The organism is Brenneria tiliae (assembly GCF_023347575.1).
In the GTDB taxonomy this organism is placed as follows: domain Bacteria; phylum Pseudomonadota; class Gammaproteobacteria; order Enterobacterales; family Enterobacteriaceae; genus Brenneria; species Brenneria corticis.
This window is the reverse complement of record NZ_JAKPCB010000094.1, coordinates 18341-41960: the sequence shown is the minus strand read 5'-3', so window position 1 is coordinate 41960 and position 23620 is coordinate 18341. Positions and strand designations below refer to the sequence as shown.

The window sequence follows — 23620 nt, the reverse complement described above, 5'->3', positions numbered from 1 at the left end:
TAAGTGATTCGGGTGACTGAGCGCAGCCAACGCATCTGCAGCTTGAAGTATGACGGGTATATAACTCATGCGGCACCGCCAGAATGTGCCGCATTAATTACAACCAGAGACGGAAACAGCGCGCTAATAATAAATCTGACAGTCAAAGAATAATTATTATCGTACCGTCATTAACACTATTTATGACCGAAAAGAGCGTGTAATTCTTACAAAAAAAACGCTCTGCCGTTTTTTGTCATTCAATGACAGGCTGTTCTCGTCTCATTATCTCTGTGGGATAGAACATGAAAATAACACACCGTAATATATGGACGGGGATGCTGTCCGCCGGCGTTGTTGCGTCCGGTATGCTGCTGACGGGCGCTCAGGCGCGGGCCGCCGAGCCGGCGTCTGAACGTCCGCTGTCGGAGGCGGGAACATGGCTGGCGGAGCATGGCGTCACGCCGCATCTGATCGTCTCGCAGCTTTATCTGGGCAACCCCAGCGCGGGAACCCGCACCGACCAGCATGAAACGCTGACCATGTTTATGGCCGGCGCGGACTTCGATCTGGACCGCATGGGGCTTATTCCCGGCGGGAGCATCCATTTTATGCAGCTATGGGTGCCCTTTACCCATAATCTGGATCTCGGCAACCAGTCGGGCGGTGTGCTGGCCGGCAACCCGCCGCCCTACATCCCCAAGACGGCGCATCTGATGCGTTTCACCTATGAGCAGAAATTGTTCGACGACCGGCTGTCGATCGAGGCCGGCAAGAGCAACCCGGGGCAGTTCTTCGGTTTCACCAACTGTAATATCCCCTCGGCCTGCGTAAACACCATACTGAATGAAACGGCGGTATTCGCGCCGCCGCCTTATGCCGGCTGGGGGGCGCGCATCGGCTACCGCTTTACGCCGACGCTGGAGTCCGGCATCGGCGTCTGGCGCACCTATCAGGCGTTTCCGTTCACCAACGGCTGGGAGCGCTGGGACGACGACCTGGACAGCGGCAACACCCTGTTGGTCGCCAACGTGGCGCGGCGCGTCAACTGGCAGCAGGAGCCGTACCCCTTTAACTGGGAGGTGTTGGGATTCCATAATTTCAAGGAGTACGATGACGTCTACTACACGGTGAACGGCACCTCCAAGGTGTACGACAGCAATTCGCCGGTGCGTACCCGCGACGGCGTCTCCGGCGTCTATCTCACCGGCAAGAAAGCGCTGTGGCGGCGCGACGGCGGAACCGATACGCAGAATCCTTTCCCCAGCGCGGTAAGCCTGCACGGCAGCGTAACGCACGCCCTGCAGTCGCACGCCCACCGGGGCATCGCCACCCTGGCGGACGCCGGGCTGATATGGTCCGGGCCGTGGCAGAGCCGTCCTCACGACAGCTACGGCCTGACGTTCCGCTGGGCCAAACTGACCAGCAGCGAGCAGAACTACCTGCAGGATATGTTCGACGTTTCGGGCGGGACGGGGTGGCAGGTGCCGCGCAACGAGTATCAGCTGAGCATCGACGCCTCCATTATGCTGACGCCGGAAGTGAATCTGCAGCTGATCGGCGCCCGCACCTGGAATAACAGCAACTGGCAGTATCCCTATACCAGCGTCAAGCCGGAGAATGGCTATACGTTCTGGCTGCAACTGAACGTGCTGGCGGACAAACTGCTCGGACTTTGACAGAGAGCGCGGACCGGCGGGATTGCCGGTCCGCTGACCGCGCCCTGGCAATATGAACGGCGTCGACTCTGTAAATACAAGAGGGCGATAAAGATGAAATATTTACTCAATATTGTGCTGACGGCGGTAATGATGTTATCCGTTCCTGGAGTAACCTTTATAAATTCAACCTATGCCGCTACGGCAGTGAATTTATCCAGGGAAGACGGGAAAATTGTCGATAGGGCAAGCTTTGATCATTACATCAGCTTATTTAACAGTAAGAATTCGGCCTGTTTTGAAAAATATTATTCAGCCAACGTTCGTATGCAAAATGGGAAACTGGTGCTTAACGGCATTCCGCAAGTAAAGGATCACTATGCCAGAATATGGCCCATCATGCAGGAAGAGGTCAGGTTCAATAATTTCTCTTTCGATGGAAAAACGCTGGCGGTCGATATGCATACGCACTTTACCGTTATAAATGATGCCGAAGATTCGCCGTTTGGCTCGGTTAAAAAAGGTGAAAACTTCGATTTTTATGGCGTGGTGATGTACCGGGTGAATGAACAGGGGAAATTCTACGATATAAAAGTGGCGTATCTTGATTTTACCCGCACCACCGACGGTCGGACGATATCGCTTGGATTACCGCATTGAATGACGGCGGACGGCGGTAATTAACCGTCTATGCCTTATTAATAATCAGAGACTGAAACAGCAGGGTAATAATACGGTCGGTTGCCGGCCGTATTATTATGATCGCGTCGTCATTTAGGGTGTGACCGAAAAGAGCTAAATAAACCTTAATTCAACGTCCGTTGAAGGGCTTTTGTCGCGGCCGCGACAGGGCCGGAATAAATAACCGGCAAAGAATAGGGGTAAATAAGTCGCTCTGTGGTTTTGGGTCATCTCAATGGCCGGCTGTGTTTGTCTCATTGCTACCGGCAGGATAAAACAATGAATATGACATTCCGTAATATAGGGGCGAGGATGCTGCCCGTTGGGGTTATTGCGTCCGGTATGCTGCTGACGGGCGCTCAGGCGCTGGCCGCCGAGCCTGAGCCTGAGCGCCCGCTGTCCGAAGCGGGAGCATGGCTGGCGGAGCACGGCGTCACGCCGCACCTGATCGCCAGCCAGCACTGGCTGGGAAACCCCAGTGCGGGGACCCGCACCGGGCAGTACGAAACGATGACCGCGTTTATGGCCGGCGCGGACTTCGATCTGGACCGCATGGGGCTGATCCCGGGCGGGAGCATTCACTTTATGCAACAGTGGGTGCCTTTTATCCATAATCTGGAGCTCGGCAACCAGTCGGGCGGTGTGCTGGCCGGCAACCCGCCGCCCTACAGCCCCAAGGTGGCGCATATGATGCGTTTGACCTATGAGCAGAAGCTGTTCGACGATCGACTGTCGATTGATGTCGGCAAAAGCAATCCGGCGCTGTTTTTCGGCTACAACAACTGCAATATCGAGATTTCCTGCGTGAACACCATTCTGAACGGCACCGCGGTGTTCGCGCCGCTGCCTTATGCCGGCTGGGGGGCGCATATCGGCTACCGCTTTACGCCGAAGCTGGAGTCCGGCATCGGCGTCTGGCGCACCTATCAGGCGTTTCCGTTCACCAACGGCTGGGAGCGCTGGGATGACGACTTCGAAAGCGGCAACACCCTGCTGGTCGCCAACGTGGCGCGACGCGTCAACTGGCGGCAGGAGCCGTATCCCTTCAACTGGGAGATCCTGGGATTCCATAACTTTATGGAATACGACGACGTCTACTACACGGTAAACGGAACCTCCAAGGTGTACGACGACAGCTCCCCGGTTCGCACCCATAACGGCGTCTCCGGCTTTTATCTCACCGCCAAAAAAGCGCTGTGGCGGCGCGACGGCGGGAGCGATGCGCAGAATCCCTCCCCCAGCGCGGTAAGCCTGTACGGCAGCCTGACGCACACCCTGGGGGCCGAGGCGTATAAAGGGCTCGCCACGCTGGCGGATGCGGGGATCATGTGGTCCGGCCCCTGGCAGAGCCGCCCCCACGACAGCTACGGCCTGACGTTCCGCTGGGCCAAACTGACCGGCAGCGAGCGGGACTACCTGCAGGATGTGTTCGCCGTTGAGGGCGGGACGGGGTGGCGGGTGCCGCGCAACGAGTATCAGCTGAGCATCGACGCCTCCATTATGCTGACGCCGGAGGTGAATCTGCAGATGGTCGGCGCCCGCACCTGGAATAACACCAACTGGCAGTATCCTTATTCCGGCGTCAAACCCGAGGACGGCTACACGTTCTGGATCCAGATGAATGTGATGGTGGATAAGCTGCTCGGGCTTTGACAGCGACGGCGGACGAGGCGGGACTGCCCGTCCGCACACCACGCCCCGCCATTTGAAATATGAATGGCGTCAACTGTGTAAATACAGGAGGGCAATGACGATGAGATATCTATCCCTCCGGCCGGTTTTATTACTCCAACGGCCGGAGGGAGAATTATTTCGGCCACGCGTCGCGCTGGTGTTGTTATTACAAGTTGAAGTAATGCCGTTGGATATCGGCACGACCATTGATAATACATAACAATATAGGGTCATTTATATGCTTAGGGATATTTGTGTCGCAATGACATGTTGTTTCTGGGTAATGAATACGTTGGCGTCAGAACTTCCTGCCGGGGACACTTCGGCGAAAAAGGGTGACGCTCCAGTCATGGATAATCCCTATCTGGCCAAAGGATGGTATCGGGAACCAGAACCGGGGCTGGGGGAACTATTAAACGATAAGGGCATTGTTTATCGCGGCCTGATGTTGAATGCATTGTTCAATAATATCAGCACCGGCGCTCGTGTCGGCCATACCGGCGGCCAGACGATTTTTATCAACGCGCTCGATCTGGATTTGGCAAAACTGGCGAATATGGCGAATTCCAGGATCCATATCGAAGGCGTCATATTCCCCTGGCATCATCCGGGAGATGAAGACGGTAATATGGTGGAATTCGGTAGCTATGCCAGCAGTTATCTTGGCGGCGATCAATATCCGTCTCATGATGCCAGCTTTAGTCCCTGGCTTTCGCTTCTTACCTATGAAATTTCGCTGTTGGAGGGGCGGCTGGACGTTGAATTTGGCAAGACGAATCTGCAACGGTATTACTTTTCACCCAACTGCGGCATTGATTTTCTTTGCACGGATGCGCTGGTTAAATGGAATACCGGCGTGCCTGACGCCAGCACCGGCAGCATGGGGGGACGCGTAGGCTATAAATTGTCCCGCGCGGTGACGGCGGAAGCCGGAATACAGCAAATGCGCGAGTATAGTTCACTGATAAAGGATAACGGCTGGGATGCGTTCGGCATGGGCGGAGGGACGGGAACCTTTGCCGTCGCTTCGTTGCGTTACAAGACGGATTTTTCCTACCACCCCTATCCCGAAGATTACCAGTTCAACTACTTTTATGCGGATGCCCGTATCAGAGACCCGTACGAAACGGATAAAAGCCATCGGGGCTCGGGCGGCATTGTTGTTAAATTTGCCAAAACATTTTGGTCGGAAACGGGAAAAACCGCCGCTACGGGAACGGATATTCCCAGTAATCTGGGATATTTCGGCACCATAGAGCACTCTTTTGACGATGCCAAACCGGTGGATTGGGGCCTCACTTTGGGCATGGCTTACGTCAAGCCGCAGATAGCATTGCCGCACTGGATAGAACTTGATCAAATTACCGGCAAGGTGATGTATATCCATCTCAATAAATCAACGCTATTGGCCCAGCGCGATACCAGAATGTCTCTGGGGGGCAGCGACCAGATGACTTCCTCCAACGAATACCGCATTGAATTGAGTTCCACTTTCTCTATCGGCACGCATGTAAAAATCCAGCCGGCTATTGAATATATCGTCAATCCTGATAGCGCAATTTCCAGAACCTCCGCCAACGTACCGGTCAGCGGCTGGCTGGTCGGCGTGACGGTTGCGCTAATGCTGGGTAATCCATAGCGGCGGGCTGCGACAATCTTTTTTTATAAACCGATTAATCAATAAAACAGGATAAATAGCGATGAAAAAGAAAAATTTTATTTTGACGCTTTGTTTAGGGGGCAATCTGCTGGCGTTCCCTCTTGTGTCGCAGGCGGGAACGCCAACGGGGGATTGCGATCGCCAGTGCCTGAAAGAGATCGCCCTGCAGGTGCTTAAGTCGATGAAGGAACATAACAGCGAAGCGCTGCCTTTGGCGCGCAGTTACCTGTTGACCGAAAACGGTACGCCGGTTTCTCCGGTAATGAGCACTCTCTGGCGCACCGTCACGGACTTTAAGCCCCTGGGGCCGGGGCAAGAGGCGATAGATCCCCAAACGGGGCAAATTGTGGTGATTACCGAGGTGCGGGAAGGAGACAGCCCGTCGGTATTGTATGGCCGGTTGAAAGTGGAGGATCGCCATCTGACGGAGCTTGAACTGTATATCAGCCGCTCCAAGGGCGAATCGGGCCAGCTGTTCGCGCCGCACGAACTTGATAATTTGCCCCAGGCCTGGCGCTATGAGGTTCCGGCAAAAGAGAAGGCCAGCCGTGAAGAACTGACGCGCGTGGCGTACAGCGTTTTTGATAAAAGCTATGGTAATCCGCCCGGTTCCAAATCGTGCGAGCTGGTTGAGATGGGCGGACGAGTGATTGAGGATCCCGATGCGCTCAAGTTGATTACCCAGGCGGATGCCCCGGATCTCTCGCACCGTGCGACCGAGGGGGGCGTTTCCGTGCCTTGTACCGTTTCCGACCGGCCGGAAGATAAACAGGCGCGCGTCGTTGTCGATGAGCAACAAGGCGTTGCGGCCAGTTTTGGCATTGTTCCCGGGGTGGTTTTTCCCAGCTTTATTACGCCGGGGCTTGAGTCTACCTTTGTGCCCGACGACTCTTCCGCCGGCTGGAAGCGGTTGCCCGCGGATATCCACGATCCCAACGGAACGCCCCGCCAGTCGCGGCATAAGCATGGCGACCTCTCGTATGTCCCGGTTTTGAAAACAATGCCGACCTCCATGCAAACGGTAGAGGTGGTGAAATTTTATGGCGGAAAGATCGAAGGCGTACAGCGTTATATGCATATGCAGCCGGTAGGCAGCGGCTCGGTATGGAATATAAATACGGCCAAATAGCCCGGTGAATGACCAATGATTTGGGAGCGGAAAAATAATGAAATTATTCAGACAAAAAATATTTATGATGCTTTGTATTTCGGTATTCGGCTTTTCCCTATACAACGCCCATGCTAAATATGCCTCAATCACCGTTGGCAAAAATGCCGCGGTTATAAAAAAAACGGACGTCGTCGTTATCGGCGCCGGTGCGGCGGGAACCGCAGCGGCTATGGCGGCGGCGGAAAAAGGCGCCGGAGTCATCATTCTGGAAAAACAGGCCGCGGTGGGGGGAACGGGGAATTTCGCCGAAGGTTTTTTCGCCGCCGATAGTTCGATGCAGTTGCGCCAGGGTATTCTGGTCACCCCGGATATGGCGTTTAAAAACATCATGGATTATAGCCATTGGAAGGCTAATCCTTATGTTGTCAGAGCCTTTGTCGACCGCTCCGCCGATACTTTTGAATGGATTAAAGACAAAGGCGTTGAATTTGAATTTGTCGGTCCCGGAATACCCGGCGGCCCGATGACCTGGCATGTCGTTAAAGGACCGAAAAGCGAGCGCGGCCGCAGTGTGATTACGGCATTTTTCAATAAGCTCAAGGAAATGAAAAATGTCGAAATACTGATGAAAACGTCCGGAAAAACGCTTATCACCGACAATGGCAGAGTGACCGGCGTCATGGCCGAGGATAGTGCGGGCAATACAATCCGTATTGACGCCGTATCGGTTGTCATTGCGACCGGTGGCTATGCCAACAATAAAAAAATGCTGCGGGAGTTCATCGGCGATTTCGATCTTTCTTTTGCCGCGCCGGCCGGCAAGGATGGCGATGGTTTGAATATGGCCTGGTCGGCGGGGGCGGGTAGAGAGGGGCTGGGCGTTTTGCACGGGCACCGGCCCGGCGTGGCGGGGGCTTCCATTGGAAACCACGCCGGGGCGGCCGCCAATCAGCCTTATCTGTGGGTCGACCGCAAAGGAGAACGCTTCACCGATGAAGCCAATACCATCATGTGGCCCCATGCGGGCAATGCATTGGTAAAGGCCGGCAACCTGATGTTTACCGTCTATGATGACGTCACGAGAAATCACCTGATAAAAGAGGGTAATGATGTTGCTATCGGTGATTTTATCGCGGTCAGAACGCCTTTGACCAATCTGGATGCGGATTTTGGAAAATTGGCGCAAAAAGATATTCCGCTGGCGTTTAAGGCCGATACTCTGGACGAGTTGGCGAAATTGATATCGGTTGATGTCGGCAGGCTGAAAAGTACGGTTGCGGAATATAATAAATTTTCCGACAACAGAAAGGACGGGCTATTTAATAAAGAGCCGGCGTTTTTACATCCGATAAAAACGCCGCCGTTCTATGCGTTGAAATCGGTGTCACAGGCGTTGGGTACCTTGGGGGGAATAAAGATTGACGGCAAAATGCGCGCCGTTACCCAGGATGGAACGGTAATTCCCGGATTATATGCGGCGGGCGATGATGCCGGCGGCTTATATGGCGATACTTACGATCTCAATATCGCCGGAGAGACCTTCGGCTTCGGCCTGAATTCAGGAAGGATCGCCGGCGAGAATGCGGCGAAAAAAGCGCAGGGCGTAATTGACGGGGCGTGACGCGGGGCGTCGCGTTGCGGCTACTGGTCTGCCGCGCCGGGGAAGTGGAGACATATCCATTTCCTCACTATCCTAATCCGATAAAAGCATTTGCTTTGATGGGTTGGCGATAATAAATCTATAGCCAAGTGATTCATTCTTCACGAGACGTCAATATACGAGGAAAAATCATGGCGGAGCAGGATGTGGGCGAGTTGTTGTTTATCCAGCAAAGCCATGTAAATTGGCATCTGGACGACGTGGTGAAGGAACTGAGCGCGGTTCGTCAGCAATGGCGGAGAAAATATTACCCGAGCGATTATCTGGATAAGCGCCTGATACCGTCGAAAGAGAAAGTGTCCGAGATTGCGGATACCCTGATAAAAGGGTTATATCCGATGCGTCTGGGCATCAGCGAGCTGCGCAAGGAAAATGAAGATTATTACGTGGGGTATTTGCTAGGCACCGCCCTGGACCGCCTGGCGGAAGAGGCCAGCCTGGAATTACGCTACTATTCCAGTTTACAGGAACAATCCGGTTTACAAGAACAGCCCGCCTCACCAGAACAGGACGCTCGGCAGGAACAGCGCGGCGCTACGCCGCCGCGTGATGAAGACGCCGCCGGGTTTGGGGAAGCCGTCAGGCGTGTGAAAGCGTTCGCCGCCAGGCTGCCCGAGATCCGCAAACAGCTGGATAACGATATTATCGCCGCCTATCAGGGCGATCCCGCCGCGCACAGCGTTGACGAGGTGTTGATCTGCTATCCGGGGATCTACGCCGTTATCCATCATCGTATCGCCCACCAGTTATACCTGCTGGATCTGCCGCTGCTGGCGAGGATCATCAGTGAAAAGGCCCATAGCCAGACCGGTATCGATATCCATCCCGGCGCGCAGATAGACGAAGGGTTTTTCATCGACCACGGCACCGGCGTGGTCATCGGCGAAACGGCGATTATCGGCAAGCGGGTGCGCATTTATCAGGCGGTGACGCTGGGCGCCAAACGTTTTATCACCGACAGTTCCGGCAATCTGCAAAAGAATTATCCCCGCCACCCGATTATTGAAGATGACGTGGTCATTTATGCCGGAGCAACGCTGCTGGGTCGCATTCGCATCGGCGCCCGTTCGACCATCGGCGGCAACGTCTGGTTAACGCGCGACGTGCCGCCGGAAAGTAATATTCGCCAGGCCAGCGCATTGCAAACGCAATATAAGGATGGCGACGGCATTTAATCCGCCGCGGATTAAATTACTGGTGGTTTATATTTTCCGCAGCAAATTGCGAGTTGGATCAATAAAGAAAATCGCCTGCTGACATAATAGTAATATACCCTAAATAATTCGAGTTGCAGGAAGGCGGCAAGGGAAGGAATCCCGATGAGCTTACACAAGTAAGTGATTCGGGTGACTGAGCGCAGCCAACGCATCTGCAGCTTGAAGTATGACGGATATAAAAATATAACCATTTGTATGGAAGATATATGAGTATTCTGGATCTGGTTGGTAATACCCCATTGATAGCATTAAAGAATTTATCCGAAGATATATCTGACGTTCCCATATTCGGCAAAGCGGAATTTATGAACCCCAGCGGTTCCGTTAAAGACCGGGCGGCAAAAGCCATGATCCTTGACGGCATCGCCAGCGGAAAGTTGACCCCCGGAAAAATCATCATTGACGCCACCAGCGGTAATACCGGCATTGCCTACGCGATGATTGGCGCGGTGCTGGGCTATAAGGTCGTCCTCTATATGCCGCGGAATACCAGCATCGAGCGCAAACGAATTATCAGCCATTACGGCGCCGCCATCGTGGAAACCGATCCCCTGGAAGGTTCCGACGGCGCCTATCTGGCGGTCAAGGAGCGCGTGGCGGCGGACCCCGAGCGCTATTTTTACCCCGATCAATACAACAACGACGTTAACGTCCAGACTCATTTCACCACCACCGGGCAGGAAATCTGGCGGCAAACGCACCATCGTGTGACACATTTCCTCGCCAGCGTGGGGACCTCCGGCACCTTTGTCGGCAGCGCCCGGCGTCTGAAGCAGGAAAATCCGTCGATCAAGACGCTGATGGTACAACCGGCATCCCCTTTGCATGGTATCGAAGGGACCAAGCATATGGCCAGCAGCATCAAGCCGGGCATTCTGGATGAAACGCTGCACGACGGGGTGATAACGGTGACGACGGAAGAAGCCTATGCGATGACGCGGCGCCTGGCGCAACGGGAAGGCATCTTTGTCGGCGTGTCGTCGGGGGCGAATGTGGCGGCGGCGGTAAAACTTAAACGCACCCTGGCGGCGGACGCCGTGGTGGTTACCATACTTTGTGATACCGGTTCACGCTATACGGCGGACCCTTTTTGGAATGAAACCCTATGATACGGCTATCGAAAGAGACGGAGCGGTTAATCCGGCGGGAAGGCGAAAAAGCCTATCCCAACGAGTGTTGCGGCGTGTTGCTGGGCGCCAGCAACGAACAGGGGGAGGCGATAGTCGATCAGATCCTGCCCATCGAGAACGGGCGGGAAGAAGAGGAACAGTATCATCGTTTCGTGATTACCGCGGACGACTTTTTGCGCGCGGAGCTGGTTGCCCGCAAGCAGGGGATCGAGGTGATCGGTTTCTACCATTCCCACCCGGATCACCCGGCCGTTCCCTCTGAATTCGACCGGGTGCATGCCCTGCCTTTCTACGCCTACGTCATTGTGGCGGTGGCAAAACGGGTATCCGGCGACTTTACCAGCTGGCGGCTGACGCCCGACCGCGAACGTTTTATTCAGGAAGACGTCGACAATAACTGAACGCTCTATTTAGCGAGGATTAACCATGGCAGCAACTTTATTGATTCCAACGGCGCTGCGCGCCTTTACCGACGGTCAGTCGAAAATCAGCCTGGAGGGCGATACCGTGGGGCAGCTGATCGGCGCGCTGGCGGATAAATACCCGGATATTCGCCAGCACCTGTATGAGGATGACGGCGCGCTGCGTTCGTTTATCAACCTTTACGTTAATGAAAAGAATATCAAAACCACCGGAGGGCTGGAGACGCCGGTGGGCGACGGCAGTGAAGTTATTCTGGTGCCGGCGATAGCCGGAGGAGCGGGAGAGGCGGCATGAGTATTGCGAGTATCATTCCCGACGAACGTCTGGCGGAGCTGTCCAATGCCGATATCGCGCGTTACAGCCGCCATCTGCTGTTGCCGGAGGTCGGCGTCGAGGGGCAGCAGCGTATAAGAAGCGCGCGCGTGCTGCTGGTGGGCACCGGCGGGCTGGGCGCGCCGGTGGCGCTCTATCTGGCGGCGGCGGGGATCGGCACCATCGGGATTGTGGATTTTGATTTTGTCGAAGTATCCAACCTGCAGCGCCAGATCATTCACGGCACCAGGGATATCGACCGCCCGAAGGTGGCTTCGGCCAAGGATCGCATCAAGGCGATTAATCCCGGCGTGGAGGTGGTGACCTACAACACGCAGCTAAACAGCGGCAATGCGCTGGATATCATCCGGGATTACGACATCGTGGTGGACGGCACCGACAACTATCCCACCCGTTACCTGATTAACGACGCCTGCGTCCTGCTGGGCAAACCCAACGTCTACGGCTCCATCTTCCAGTTCGAAGGGCAGGCCAGCGTGTTTTATGCCAAAGAAGGCCCGTGCTATCGCTGCCTGTACCCGGCGCCGCCGCCGCCGGGACTGGTGCCCTCCTGCGCCGAAGGCGGCGTGGTCGGCGTTCTGCCCGGCATTATCGGCACCATTCAGGCCGCGGAAGTCATCAAACTTGTGGTGGGCGGCAGCGACAGCCTGATCGGCCGTCTGCTGCTGTTCGACGTGTGGCAGATGAAACAGCGCGAGCTTCAGCTGGAAAAAGATGCCGATTGCCCGATCTGCGGCACACATCCGAGTATCCATCAACTGATTGATTATGATGAATTCTGCGGCCTGAAACCGTCGACGGAAGAGGAGCCTATCGAAAGCGTGACCGCGCTGGAGTTAAAGGCCTGGCTGGACGACGACAAGCCGCTGCAGCTTATCGATATCCGCGAACCTCATGAACGCTCCATTGTGAAATTCCCTGATGCCAAGGTGATACCGCTGGGTCAGATCATCAGAAGGATCGACGAATTTGATCCTGCCGTCGATGCGGTGTTTCTGTGCAAAATCGGGCAGCGCAGCATCTTTGCCATTCGCGCGTTACAGCGCGCCGGATATAAAGGGAGATTATTGAATTTAAAAGATGGCATCAATGCCTGGGCGCGGGATGTGGATGTCCGCCTACCGCAATATTGAGAGCTTGCACCGCAGTATCGTTGACCAACGTCTTATACATCTATTAATGGAAAGGAAGGAAGCATCATGGCTGAGAAGAAAACGCAATTGAACGCACTGGGACGCGAAGCCGCTTATCAGTTGGCGAATGTCACCAAAACGGCCCCGCAGTTTGGCGCCATCACCCCCCGCTGGGTGTCTCGCTTTCTTGAGTACAAAGGGCTGGAAGCCGGGATATACCGCGTCAACAAGGTGGTGGAAGGGGATACGCCGCTGGATATCCTGTGCAGCCAGGACCCCACCCGCATTGAAATACCCAAAGGCTATATCGAGTATCAAACCAAACCGCGCGAGTATCAGCTCGATTCGATCGCCACGATCGTCAACGTCGATACCAAAATCGCCGATATCTACAGTTCGCCGTTCGATCAGGCGGCGGAGCAGATTAATCTGGCCATCGAGAGCCTGCGCGAGCGTCAGGAGAGCCAGTTAATCAATAACGACGATTACGGCCTGCTGAAAAATGTCGCCGACTCGCAGCGCATCCAGACGCGCAGAGGCCGCCCGACGCCGGACGACCTGGACGAGCTGATTTCCAAAGTGTGGAAAGAGCCGTCGTTCTTCCTGGCGCACCCGCGCGCCATCGCCGCGTTCGAACGCGAGGCGACGCGCCGCGGCGTACCGCCCGTCACCGCGACGATCCACGGCGGAACCTTTATTCTGTGGCGCGGCATCCCCTTGATCCCTTCCGATAAATTGTTCGTGGACGGCTTAAAGAATCCGAAAGGGCAAAGCGGTAAAACCAATATTCTGCTGATCCGTTCCGGCGAAGCCAAACGCGGGGTGCTGGGCCTGTACCAGTCGGGGCTGCCCAATGAACAGTCCCGCGGGCTGTCGGTGCGCTTCCGGGGCATTGACGACAACGGTGTGGCGTCTTATCTACTTTCGGTCTATTGCTCTGCTGCTATTCTGGCTGACGACGCCATCGCAGTATTGGAAGACGTTGAAGTAGGTGAGTACTATGACTACGAATAAACGCACGCTATACGGCGGCGAGCCGGACCCCTGGGGCAGTGCGCCGTCGGCGAACGATTACGGCCTGCCGGATGAGCACGATCTCTATGCGCTGCTGGCCGAGCGCTCGGTCGCCGGCGGGCAGCCCGGCGCTCAGGGCGCCCCCGAGCCAGGCTATGCGCCGCGCGTGGTGCCGCTGGGACAACCCGGCGCGCCGGCGGCGCCCTACGGCGCGGTTAATCACCCGTCGCAGCCGCAGGCGTCCGTTCTCGCTCCCGCGGCACGGGTCGGCCAGATCCCGGTTGAGCGCATCCGCGCCGATTTCCCCATTCTGTCGGAGCAGGTGGACGGCCATCCGCTTATCTGGCTGGATAACGCGGCCACCACCCAGCGTCCGCAGCAGGTGATCGACCGCATCAGCCATTTCTATCTGCATGAAAACTCGAATATTCACCGGGCGGCGCATACGCTGGCGGCGCGCTCCACCGACGCCTACGAGGCCGCGCGCGACAAGGTGGCGCGTTTCATCGGCGCGCCGGGGCCGGATAATATCATTTTCGTGCGCGGCGCCACCGAAGGGCTGAACCTGATTGCTCATAGCTATGTGAAGCCGCTGCTGCGGCCGGGGGATGAAATTATTCTTACCCTGCTGGAGCATCACGCCAATATTGTGCCGTGGCAGCTGATCGCCCAGGAAACCGGCGCGGTGATCCGCGTGGCGCCGGTGGATGAGCAGGGACAAATACGCCTTGAGGATTACACCCGGCTGTTCAACGACAAGACCCGCTTCGTGTCGGCGACCCACGTCTCGAACGCCCTGGGCACGGTGACGCCCATCCAGGAACTGGTGGCGATCGCCCATCGCTTCGGGGTGCGCATCGCCATCGACGGCGCGCAGTCCATCTCGCATATCCCGGTTAACGTAACGGCGCTGGATGCGGACTTCTTTGTCTTTTCCGGACATAAAGTCTTCGGTCCCACCGGCATCGGCGCGGTATACGGCAAGCGGGAGGTGCTTGAGGAGGCGCGGCCCTATCAGGGCGGCGGCAATATGATCGCCGATGTAACCTTTGAACTGACCCAGTATCAGCCGGCGCCGAACAAGTTCGAGGCCGGGACCGGGAATATCGCCGATGCCGTCGGACTGGGGGCCGCCCTCGATTACGTGTCATCGCTGGGCATTGAAAACATCGCCCAGTACGAGCATGCGCTGCTGGAATACGGCATTCAGAAACTGTCCCGTATTCCGGGGCTGCGTTTGATCGGTACGGCGGCGCAAAAGACCAGCGTGCTGTCGTTCGTGCTGGAAGGCCATAATATCGAGGACGTAGGCCGCCATCTCAGCCAGGTGGGTATTGCGGTGCGCGCCGGGCATCACTGCGCGCAGCCTATCCTGCGCCATTTCGGCTATGAAGGCACGGTAAGGCCCTCGCTGGCTTTCTACAATACGCCACAGGAGATCGATTTCCTGGCGGACCGCGTGGCGCAACTGGTCGCCCGCTAGCCCGTTCTTACGGTGAAAACGCCGCCTATGCCGTCCGTAGCGATACGGGCGGCATATTTTTTAGCCCGGCGCGCGGTTAATTCGCCTTATTTTTTGCTCGCCCAGATGACCTTGCCCTGGGTGAACTCCTGAAGACCCTCCACGCCCAGCTCCCGTCCGATGCCCGACTGCTTGGCGCCGCCGGTGGCGACCAGCGGATGGATCGCCATATGTTCGTTGATCCAGACCGTGCCGGTATCGATCTTCCCGGCAATATCGATGCCGCGTCGCCAGTCGCCGGTCCAGATGGTGCCGCCCAGGCCGTATTCGCTGTCGTTGGCGCGGCGGATAACGTCGTCGATATCGGAGAACGACAGCACCGGCAGCACCGGCCCGAACTGCTCTTCGCGCACCAGGCGGGCGTCGTCGCCGATATCGCGCACGATGGTGGGGCGGACGAAATAGCCGGGGCCATGATGGGGCGTGCCGCCGGCGATAATCGTGCCGAGCGGCCGCGTATCCTCGATCAGCGCCAGCACCTTGTCGAACTGCGCCTTGTTTTGCAGCGGGCCGTAATCGGTCTTCGGGTCGGCGCCGTCGCCGATCGTCGCCGCGTCCGACAGCCGCGCCAGTTCGGAACTGACCGCCTCGTAGAGAGACTCGTGAACGTAGACCCGCTTCACCGCCAGGCAGATCTGGCCCGTGGTGATCATCGCGGCGGCGAAGATCTTGCGCGCCGCCTCGACCGGGTCGGCGTCGTCGAGCACGATGGCGGCGTCGTTGCCGCCCAGTTCCAGCGTCACCCGCTTGATCGAACCGGCCGCCGAGGCCATGACTTTTTTGCCGGTGGCGGTGGAGCCGGTGAAGCTGATCTTGGCGACCAGCGGATGCCGCGTCAGGGTTTCACCGAGATCGTTATTGTCGACGATGGCATTGACCACCCCCGCGGGAAGATGCTTAGCGCAAATTTCCGCCAGGCGGATACCGGAAAGCGGCGTGGTGGGCGCGGGTTTCAGCACCACGGTGCACCCCACCAGCAGCGCCGGAATGACCTTCACCGCCAGCAGCAGCAGCGGCTGATTCCAGGGGCCGATCGCCGCCACCACGCCGAGCGGCGCGCGATACCGGATAATTCTCTTTTCCTCGTCTTCCAGCACCGGCTCCTCGGGCAGGTCGATGCTGCTCAGCGCGCGGAACAGCCCCACCGTGTAGCCCACCTCCTGCGCCGCTTCGCGCAGCGTTTTCCCCTGTTCGGCGGTTATCAGGCGCGCCAGTTCGTCGGCCTGCGCTTCGATATCGGCGGCGATGGCCAGCAGCGCATTGCGGCGATCGGCGACGTCGCGCGCCGCCCAGTCGGGAAAGGCGCGCGCCGCCGCCCGGACGGCCTGATCCACCTGCGCCGCGTCGGCGCGCGCGACGCTGGCGATGATTTGCTCGTTAGCCGGGTTGATTACTTCAAGCGTCGCGGCGCCGTCCACCAACTTTCCATCAATGATCATCTTGTATTCAGTCATGCCAGTTCTCCATGAAACGGGACTGATAAACTTCAGCCAGGTGAAAAGAACGGATGGACAGGCTTGCGGGAGCCGGAGAATCGGCTTTATCGTCGCGTCGCTTTGCAGCCCGGCGCGCGCCCTGTCGATCTTGTCGAATGCTGTAACTTACCCGATCCCGCCGATTTTTTTATATGCAAATGTTGGCATCGGCGAAGAAAGTACGATCGGCGGCGGGAAAGGCGGGGTTGCGCAGCTTTATAGCAAATAAGAACCAGGGTAATGATAATAATTATTTGTATTTGTATCAGGATGTGATTATGTTTTAACCGATATGACCAGCGACCAGCGCTTATTGCCGAGCGGCCGGCGCTTGGAACACGGGGAGGACGCATCATGCCTACGTATGGCCTGCGCCACCGACAAACGCGGCGAACGGCATCGCCGCTGGAACAATACAGCGGTTGCTATAGCGCCCATCACGCGCACTTTATCGAGTCCGACTGCGCTTCCTGCCCCCTGCAATGCGCGGCAGGCAAGCAGAAGATCTACCTGGTTCAGCGGGCGCTGGGGGAAGGGTGGACGGATATGCACGAATTCGACAACGGCATTATGGTCGGACGTCGATGCTGCCGCCTGACGCATCCGCTGGAAAACGAACACCCGTCGCTGCCCGACAGCGTCAGCCTGAGCTTTATGGTCAGCGGGCAGATCGGCCACGGCGTGGCCAACTATCCGAGCCTCACGGCGTCGGCCGGGGATATCCTGCTGCGCACCGCGCCGGGCGTGCTGCGGCGCAGCGTTCCCGCCGGCTGCCTGCTCAGCGGCGTCTCTATCGACATCCCGCGCGATATGTTTCTCACTTTGCAGGAACAGGGGGTGGACATCTCCTTTCTTCACCGGCACGGTTCATACGCCGTGCTGCGGCCCACGGCGCAAATGGCGGACGGCCTGTGCCGGCTCTGCCGACGCGTGCTGAACCTGCAGGTGCATAACTCGCTGCTCGCCCGCCTGGAGCTGGAGTCGCTGACCATAGAGATTCTGCTCAGATTTCTGACGACCTGCGCGGACGCGGCGCCGGACGGCGCCAACGGCCTGCCGCAACGCTGGCAGCGCGCGCTCAACGAGGTGCTGGAGATCCTGCACGCCGAATGGAATCAGCCGCTGACCATCGCCCAGCTGGCGCGCCGCGCCGGCATCAATGAGTGCTACCTGAAAAAACTGTTCCGCGAGCGCACCGGGCAGGGCATTGCCGGCTATCTGCGCCGCCTGCGCATGCAGCGGGCGCGCGAAATGATCGACTCCGGCCGCTACACCGTGCAGCACGTCGCGCAGCAGTGCGGCTATGCCTGCGCGAGCAGGTTCACCCAGGCGTTCCAGCGCGAATACGGCTACAGCCCCAGCCGTCAATAGCGCATCCGCGGCGGTTGCCGATCAAACCTTATCCGCGCCACATCGCCTCTCCCGTCTTGCCGCGACGGGCGGGAGAGCGCTTCAGCTCTTTATTTTCCCGCTCGGCGCCAAACTTTTCCCGCTCGGCACACATGGCCCGCTGAATGAGGGCTAGGATGTCGTCTGATTACAAATGCGTTCTATTCTCATTAACGAATTTTATTCTTAACTTGGTGCCCTGGGAAAATGAATAAACTTACGTCCTACCATCCATTCAGGCTGGCGCGCTGGCATGCGCGTACGGCCCCGGCCGGCATTCGTATCGGCTCTCCGCTATCGTCGGCCGCCGCGCTGCTGATCGTTTTGTTCGGCCACCACGCCGACGCCAACGCCGCCGAGAGCGCGGCGGACCAGGAAGCGGCGCAGACGGAAACGTCGCCGGCCGGGGTCCAGGCGCGGGAGGAAGCCCGGCCGCCGGAAGTTGAAGATAAAATTCTGGTCACCGCGCCGCTCAACCCGCAGCAGGAAGCCGCCACCGGCTACAGCGTCAGGCGCTCCAGCAGCGCCACCAGGCTCGATCTGGAGCTAAAGCGTACGCCGCAGACGGTGTCGGTGATTACCGAGAAGCAGATTAAGGAACAGAATCTGACCGATATCCATTCGGTGCTCAACGCCGCGCCGGGGATAACGGTGATGCAGTACGGCGTCACCGGCGCCGGCAACACCTCGTACTATTCGCGCGGCTTCGCCATTCGCAACTTTCTGCTCGACGGCGTGCTCACCAGCGTCGCGCCCTCGGGGGGCATCATGACGCGCGGTCTGAACGGCAACAACCGCTTCTTCGCGATGGACAGCGCCATCTATGAGCGCATCGACGTGATCCGCGGCTCCACCGGGCTGGTTTCCGGCAACGGCGACCCCGGCGCCACCCTGAACCTGGTGCGCAAGAAACCGACCGTGGCGCCGCAGTTCAACGCCGGCGTCGGCTACGGCTCGTGGAACCGCAAGCGCGCCGAGGTGGATTTTTCCACCACCCTTAACGAATCGGCCGGCCTGCGCTGGCGCATGGTCGGCGTGGCGCAGGACGGCGACCACTGGATGGACCGCGTCGGAAAGAAGGACTACACCCTGTACAACGTGCTGGAACTGCCGCTGGGGAACGATACGCTGCTGCGCGGCGGCCTGGTCTACGGGTACCAGAAGATCGACGGCGCCAGTCCGCTTACGTCGTCGAGGGCAGCTCCCAATTTCGATAGCCTTGAGCCCATACCCAAGTTTCCCGGCGGGCGCAGCGCCAATAACGCCACCGACTGGACCTTCGCCAAAAACGAGAATATCAACGCCTTTCTCAACGCCGACCACTACCTGAACGATCAATGGACGCTAAATGTGGCCTACAACTACAACAAGTCCGATTTCCATACGATTTACGGATTTCTTGATGGTTACAATACAACCGGTGCGTATAGGGGTACCTACGACTATTACTTCGGGCAGTGGCGGCCGGAGGCGGATCTGCACAATCTTGATGTCTCGCTTAACGGCAAGTTCGAGCTGCTGGGGCGGGAGGCGGAAATCGTGGCCGGCTTATCCGGCTACCGCAATAAGGTCACCATGCCTTATCACGCGTCTCAGTCGTCTGGCATCAGTTCGATCACCGGCTGCGGCAACAATTCGCGCTGGGTATATTGCACGCTGGAGAACTTCAACAACGGCGATATGCCGCGGCCGTACCTGAGAACCCCCGGAACTCAGGCTTTTTATGACGCCTACTACACCTATGACGCCACGCACGCGAGCGTGCTGACCAGGGAAAAACAGTACGGCCTGAGCCTGTCGGGGCGCTATAACCTGACCGACCGCCTGATGGCCATCGCCGGCGGCCGCTACAACAAGTGGGAGTCGGATCAGGACGTCTCCAGACGCGGCGTGCGCGATGACCTCTATTCGCTTAAGTTGGATCAGGGCGGCTTCTCCTGGTTCGGCGGCCTGGTCTATGACCTGACCGACCAGTGGTCCGCCTATATCAGCTACGCGCGCACCCTCGACCCGCAGAGCGAGGCGGGGGCGATCGTCGGCTACGACGGCCACCCCATCGAAGAGCGGCAAAACGACACCTTCGAACTGGGCCTTAAGGGCAGCCTGTTCGGCGACAGGCTTAATACCCAGATCGCCTACTTTCATACCAAACAGGATAATCTGCCCTATTACAGCGACTACTATGGCTGCGCCTGGCATGGTGTGGCCAACTGCACTTATTCGGATAATATGCTGGAGCCGGTGTTCGCCGGTCCGGGCTTAAAAGTGCAGGGAGTGGAGCTGTCCGCCAGCGGCAGCGTTACGCCGCGCCTGCAGATTAACGCCGCCTATACCTTTATGCACACCACTTGGCCCGATCTGACCACCGCCGAAAGTGCCAGCACTGGCCGATATGCCTCTATGGAGATGTATTTCTGGCGCTACGGCACGCTGCCCAAACACCAGTTCAAGCTGTTCGCCAACTGGCAGGCCGCCGAACGGCTGAACCTGGGCCTGGGGGTTAATTTTAAGGGCAAGGTCAAGTATTTCCGTGACCGAAATTCAAAAGCCTACGCCGCAAAATATTACCCTGACGCCGACAGTTCCATATACGACCTGGGCAGCTCGACCACCGTCGATCTAATGGCCCAGTACCGCATCACCAGCGCGCTAACCGCGCGGCTTAACGTGCAGAATCTGTTCGATAAAACCTATTACGTCACGCCGCGCCGCGATATGTACGGCGCGCCGCGCAACGTAATGTTTACGCTGAATTATCAGTTCTAATCACCACCAAGGAGGTGCAACGGCAAATACCACTAAATCAGACCATTGAAAAAGTAGCCATTGGTGATAGCAAATCCATATCCGTCATTCCTGCAGATCCCCGCCTGCGCGGGGATGACTATGGCGGAGTGGGATTATCAGCAATCTGAGTAAATCGATATTCAAAATCAGCGTTTTTAGTTAATTGATTTTTAAGAGGAATAAATCATGAAAAAATCAGTCGCTGTAACCGTCTCCGGCCTGCTGGCCGGCTCCACGCTGCTGTTCAGCGCCGCCGTCAGCGGCGCCACGGCGGAATTCATCAATAACCCGGCGGTGGGTAATGCGGGGGCCGCGCCTTTTACCTTTACCGAGGCGGGCGGCTTTTACGGCACCTTTGAGTATAACGGCGTAACCTACGGGGTGGGCGCCGCCGCCATCGATCTGAACGCCATTCCCGATAATTCGGATATCTATGTTGTCGGCACATATGGTCAGCCAACACTGCAACTCCCATACACCAACTCCGCTTTCCGTATCTATAAGCGCCAATATTCGGCGGTGATCGGCAATAACGCCATTCAGGCGATCCAGGCCGGCGATAGCGACCGCGAGTTTGTGCGCGCAGTGGTCGGCCGTGCCACCACCGCCGCCGAGTTCGCGGCGCTGGGCAACCAGACGCTGACCTACTCCGGCGAGGTGTTTAACCATATCACCACCTCCGGCAACGGTTCGCTGACCTATACCATCGACACCGGCGCCAGAACCGGCAGCGGTTCGTTCGCCGGGCTAACGGGCAATCAGCCGCAGTTCGGTTCGTTCATACTGGACGGCACGCTGGAAACGGCGGCGCTGACCAACGTCAGCGGCCAGCCGCGCATCATTGACGGCGGCGTCAGCCTGACCAGCAACAATGCGGAGCTGAACGAGCAACTGACCAACTACGATCCCAAATATGATCTGGGGGTCTACGGTCCCAACGCCGAGGAGATCGCCGGCCATATCCACGACCTGTCCGAGCCCGGCGAGCAGAATATCCTGGGCGGCATCGGCTTTTCCGCCGCGCGCTAAAGGCCAGGGATTGGGGAGAACCAGCCGTTGATTATTGATGAGTGTACCTGCGCCGGAGCGCGGCGGCCGTCGCCGCATACCGTTCCGGCGCGTTATTTTGCCTTCGCGGGCCGCGCGGCAGTCTGATTTCCCGCGTCCGGCGCGCCCCACGCACCCGAGATCGCCGGTATGTCGTATGCGCCATCCATTCTGAAGATCGCTATCATCACGCTGCTGTTTCCGCTGCTGGCCGCCATCGGCGCCGCCCAAGGGCAGATGCCCGTCATTCCCGGCGAACAGCGCCGCTTTCCCGCGCCCGATATCGACCGGCAGTGGCAAAAAGAACAGAACGAGGCGCTGGAGCGCGCGCGGCGGCGTCAGGCGCAGCGCGGCGAACGCCTGGCCGCGCCGGTATTGAACGACGCCGCGGTGGCGGCCAATAGCGCGGTGGCGGAGCTGATTCTGGAGACGGCGCTGCAACATCAGGACTGGGACACTATCGAACGGGTGCTGCCGCTGTACGCCGGCCATCCGCGCCACGACCGGCAGCTTTATCGCTTCGTCAAAGGGGCGATGCTGCGGGCGAGCTGGCGGCTCGGGCCGGCCATCGACCTGTACCGCCGGATGCTCGACGCCGACCCGACGCTGAACAATGTGCGCTTCGACCTGGCGGTAATGCAGTTCGAGAACAAATCCTATCGCCAGGCGAAACGGCAATTTTTGCTGCTGGCCGATAACCCGCAGGAGCCGCTGTTCCGCGAGCTGTCGCTAAACTACCTGAAACGGATTGCCCAACGCGCCAGGCCGTCGCTAAACCTTACCGTCGATCTGCTGCACACCGACAACTACAATCAGGGCAGCGACGTGGAGTACATCTATTTATGGGGCCTGCCGTTCAGGAACAACAACCGCCGGCAGAGCAGTTCCGGCCAGTCCCTGTCCGTGACGCTGGAGCAGGACGTCAACCTTGCCGGCAACCACTTCCTGGGCTATTCGGCCTATTTCAACGCGCTTAATTACGCCAGAGACAACCATTACGACGAAAGAACGGCGTTGCTGGGGCTGGACTACCAGTACCAGAGCCTGCGCGATACCTTTTCCGTCGGGCCGGTTTACACCTACCGGCGGCTGGGGGGCGAGAGTTATGCCAGGGACGTCGGGCTGAGCGCCAGTTACGGCCGCTGGCTGACGCCCCGCTGGCAGGCCGCGCTGGGGTATCGTCTTCTGGACCGGCGCTACTACCGGCAACCCATCGGCGAGCTGTACGACGGCAATATCGCCATCCACAGCCTGAATCTGATGCGCGCCGTTTCGAACCGTTTTCTGCTCTACGGCGGGGTATTCCACGAGCGCGAGAAGCTGGGCGCCGCCGATGTCTCTTCCCGGCAGAACGGCGTCAACGGCGGCTTTACCTATATCGCGCAGGGCGGCCTGGACGTCAGAATGCAGCTAAGATACGGGCGCAAGCGCTTTGACGAGGAGAACGCCTTTTTCGGCGTCCGGCGCCGCGACGCCGTCACCCGCCTTTCGCTGCGGTTGCAGTACCGGCCCTGGACTTTTCAGGGCATTACGCCGCGGCTGGTTTATCTGCGTGAAAAAACCACCAGCAATATTCCGGCGTTCTATGGCAAATCCTCCAATCAGCTGATGCTCTCCTTCAGCAAGGAGTTTTGATGCGTCTCCGCCAGCGTTGCTTAATGATAATAAGTGCTATTATCATTAAGCGCGGCGTTTTGCGCGGCGCGCGAGGTTAACCTGGTTTGCAA

At 57.9% G+C, this 23620-nt stretch carries 18 protein-coding genes; 17 read left to right on the top strand and 1 reads right to left on the bottom strand.

Going from position 1 to position 23620, the window contains the following annotated elements; genetic code table 11:
• Nucleotides 1–284: 284 nt before the first annotated feature.
• The 13 genes from MFP24_RS08010 to MFP24_RS07950 all read left to right on the top strand — a co-directional run bounded on the left by MFP24_RS08010 (nt 285) and on the right by MFP24_RS07950 (nt 15156).
• Nucleotides 285–1658, top strand: a complete 1374-nt coding sequence (locus MFP24_RS08010; RefSeq protein WP_249229941.1) for a carbohydrate porin — start codon at nt 285–287, stop codon at nt 1656–1658.
• A 93-nt stretch (nt 1659–1751) separates the two neighbouring features.
• Nucleotides 1752–2297 (top strand): hypothetical protein, encoded by a 546-nt coding sequence (locus tag MFP24_RS08005; RefSeq protein ID WP_249229942.1) that lies wholly within the window; start codon nt 1752–1754, stop codon nt 2295–2297.
• Between the two features lie 300 nt (nt 2298–2597).
• A complete protein-coding gene (locus MFP24_RS08000; RefSeq protein WP_249229943.1) occupies nt 2598–3971 on the top strand; it encodes a carbohydrate porin in 1374 nt (457 codons plus the stop codon).
• A 370-nt stretch (nt 3972–4341) separates the two neighbouring features.
• Complete coding sequence (locus MFP24_RS07995; protein ID WP_249229944.1) at nt 4342–5631, top strand: carbohydrate porin; 1290 nt, start codon at nt 4342–4344, stop codon at nt 5629–5631.
• Nucleotides 5632–5692: 61 nt separating this feature from the next.
• Nucleotides 5693–6781: a hypothetical protein gene (locus tag MFP24_RS07990; RefSeq protein WP_249229945.1), complete on the top strand. Its 1089-nt coding sequence runs from the start codon at nt 5693–5695 to the stop codon at nt 6779–6781.
• Between the two features lie 37 nt (nt 6782–6818).
• Complete coding sequence (locus MFP24_RS07985) at nt 6819–8384, top strand: FAD-dependent oxidoreductase (protein WP_249229946.1); 1566 nt, start codon at nt 6819–6821, stop codon at nt 8382–8384.
• Nucleotides 8385–8554: 170 nt separating this feature from the next.
• Nucleotides 8555–9598 (top strand): serine O-acetyltransferase EpsC, encoded by a 1044-nt coding sequence (gene epsC / locus MFP24_RS07980; protein WP_249229948.1) that lies wholly within the window; start codon nt 8555–8557, stop codon nt 9596–9598.
• 248 nt (nt 9599–9846) lie between these two features.
• Nucleotides 9847–10749: a PLP-dependent cysteine synthase family protein gene (locus MFP24_RS07975; protein WP_249229949.1), complete on the top strand. Its 903-nt coding sequence runs from the start codon at nt 9847–9849 to the stop codon at nt 10747–10749.
• Entirely contained in the window at nt 10746–11171 is a 426-nt protein-coding gene (locus MFP24_RS07970; protein WP_249229950.1) for a M67 family metallopeptidase, read from the top strand. The genes MFP24_RS07975 and MFP24_RS07970 overlap by 4 nt, the downstream gene beginning before the upstream one ends.
• A 25-nt stretch (nt 11172–11196) precedes the next feature.
• Nucleotides 11197–11487 carry a ubiquitin-like small modifier protein 1 gene (locus tag MFP24_RS07965; RefSeq protein ID WP_249229951.1) on the top strand — a complete coding sequence of 97 codons (291 nt, stop codon included), beginning with the start codon at nt 11197–11199 and terminating at the stop codon, nt 11485–11487.
• A complete protein-coding gene (gene moeB / locus MFP24_RS07960; protein ID WP_249229952.1) occupies nt 11484–12659 on the top strand; it encodes a molybdopterin-synthase adenylyltransferase MoeB in 1176 nt (391 codons plus the stop codon). The genes MFP24_RS07965 and moeB overlap by 4 nt, the downstream gene beginning before the upstream one ends.
• A 66-nt stretch (nt 12660–12725) precedes the next feature.
• Nucleotides 12726–13673, top strand: a complete 948-nt coding sequence (locus tag MFP24_RS07955) for a family 2A encapsulin nanocompartment shell protein (protein WP_136166949.1) — start codon at nt 12726–12728, stop codon at nt 13671–13673.
• On the top strand, nt 13660–15156 hold the full coding sequence (locus MFP24_RS07950) for a cysteine desulfurase (protein ID WP_249229953.1): 1497 nt from the start codon (nt 13660–13662) through the stop codon (nt 15154–15156). Before MFP24_RS07955 ends, MFP24_RS07950 begins: the two co-directional genes overlap by 14 nt.
• Nucleotides 15157–15242: 86 nt before the next feature.
• Here MFP24_RS07950 and MFP24_RS07945 read toward each other — a convergent pair whose 3' ends face one another.
• A complete protein-coding gene (locus MFP24_RS07945) occupies nt 15243–16649 on the bottom strand; it encodes an aldehyde dehydrogenase family protein (RefSeq protein WP_249229954.1) in 1407 nt (468 codons plus the stop codon).
• A gap of 375 nt (nt 16650–17024) precedes the next feature.
• On the opposite strand from MFP24_RS07945, the gene MFP24_RS07940 reads away from it, so the two are divergent.
• From MFP24_RS07940 to MFP24_RS07925, 4 genes are all read left to right on the top strand, one after another.
• Nucleotides 17025–18041 (top strand): helix-turn-helix transcriptional regulator, encoded by a 1017-nt coding sequence (locus tag MFP24_RS07940; RefSeq protein ID WP_249229955.1) that lies wholly within the window; start codon nt 17025–17027, stop codon nt 18039–18041.
• 225 nt (nt 18042–18266) lie between these two features.
• Entirely contained in the window at nt 18267–20825 is a 2559-nt protein-coding gene (locus tag MFP24_RS07935) for a TonB-dependent siderophore receptor (RefSeq protein ID WP_249229956.1), read from the top strand.
• A gap of 207 nt (nt 20826–21032) precedes the next feature.
• Nucleotides 21033–21875 (top strand): factor H binding protein domain-containing protein, encoded by an 843-nt coding sequence (locus tag MFP24_RS07930; RefSeq protein WP_249229957.1) that lies wholly within the window; start codon nt 21033–21035, stop codon nt 21873–21875.
• A gap of 168 nt (nt 21876–22043) precedes the next feature.
• Nucleotides 22044–23528 (top strand): surface lipoprotein assembly modifier, encoded by a 1485-nt coding sequence (locus tag MFP24_RS07925; RefSeq protein WP_249229958.1) that lies wholly within the window; start codon nt 22044–22046, stop codon nt 23526–23528.
• Nucleotides 23529–23620: the final 92 nt, after the last annotated feature.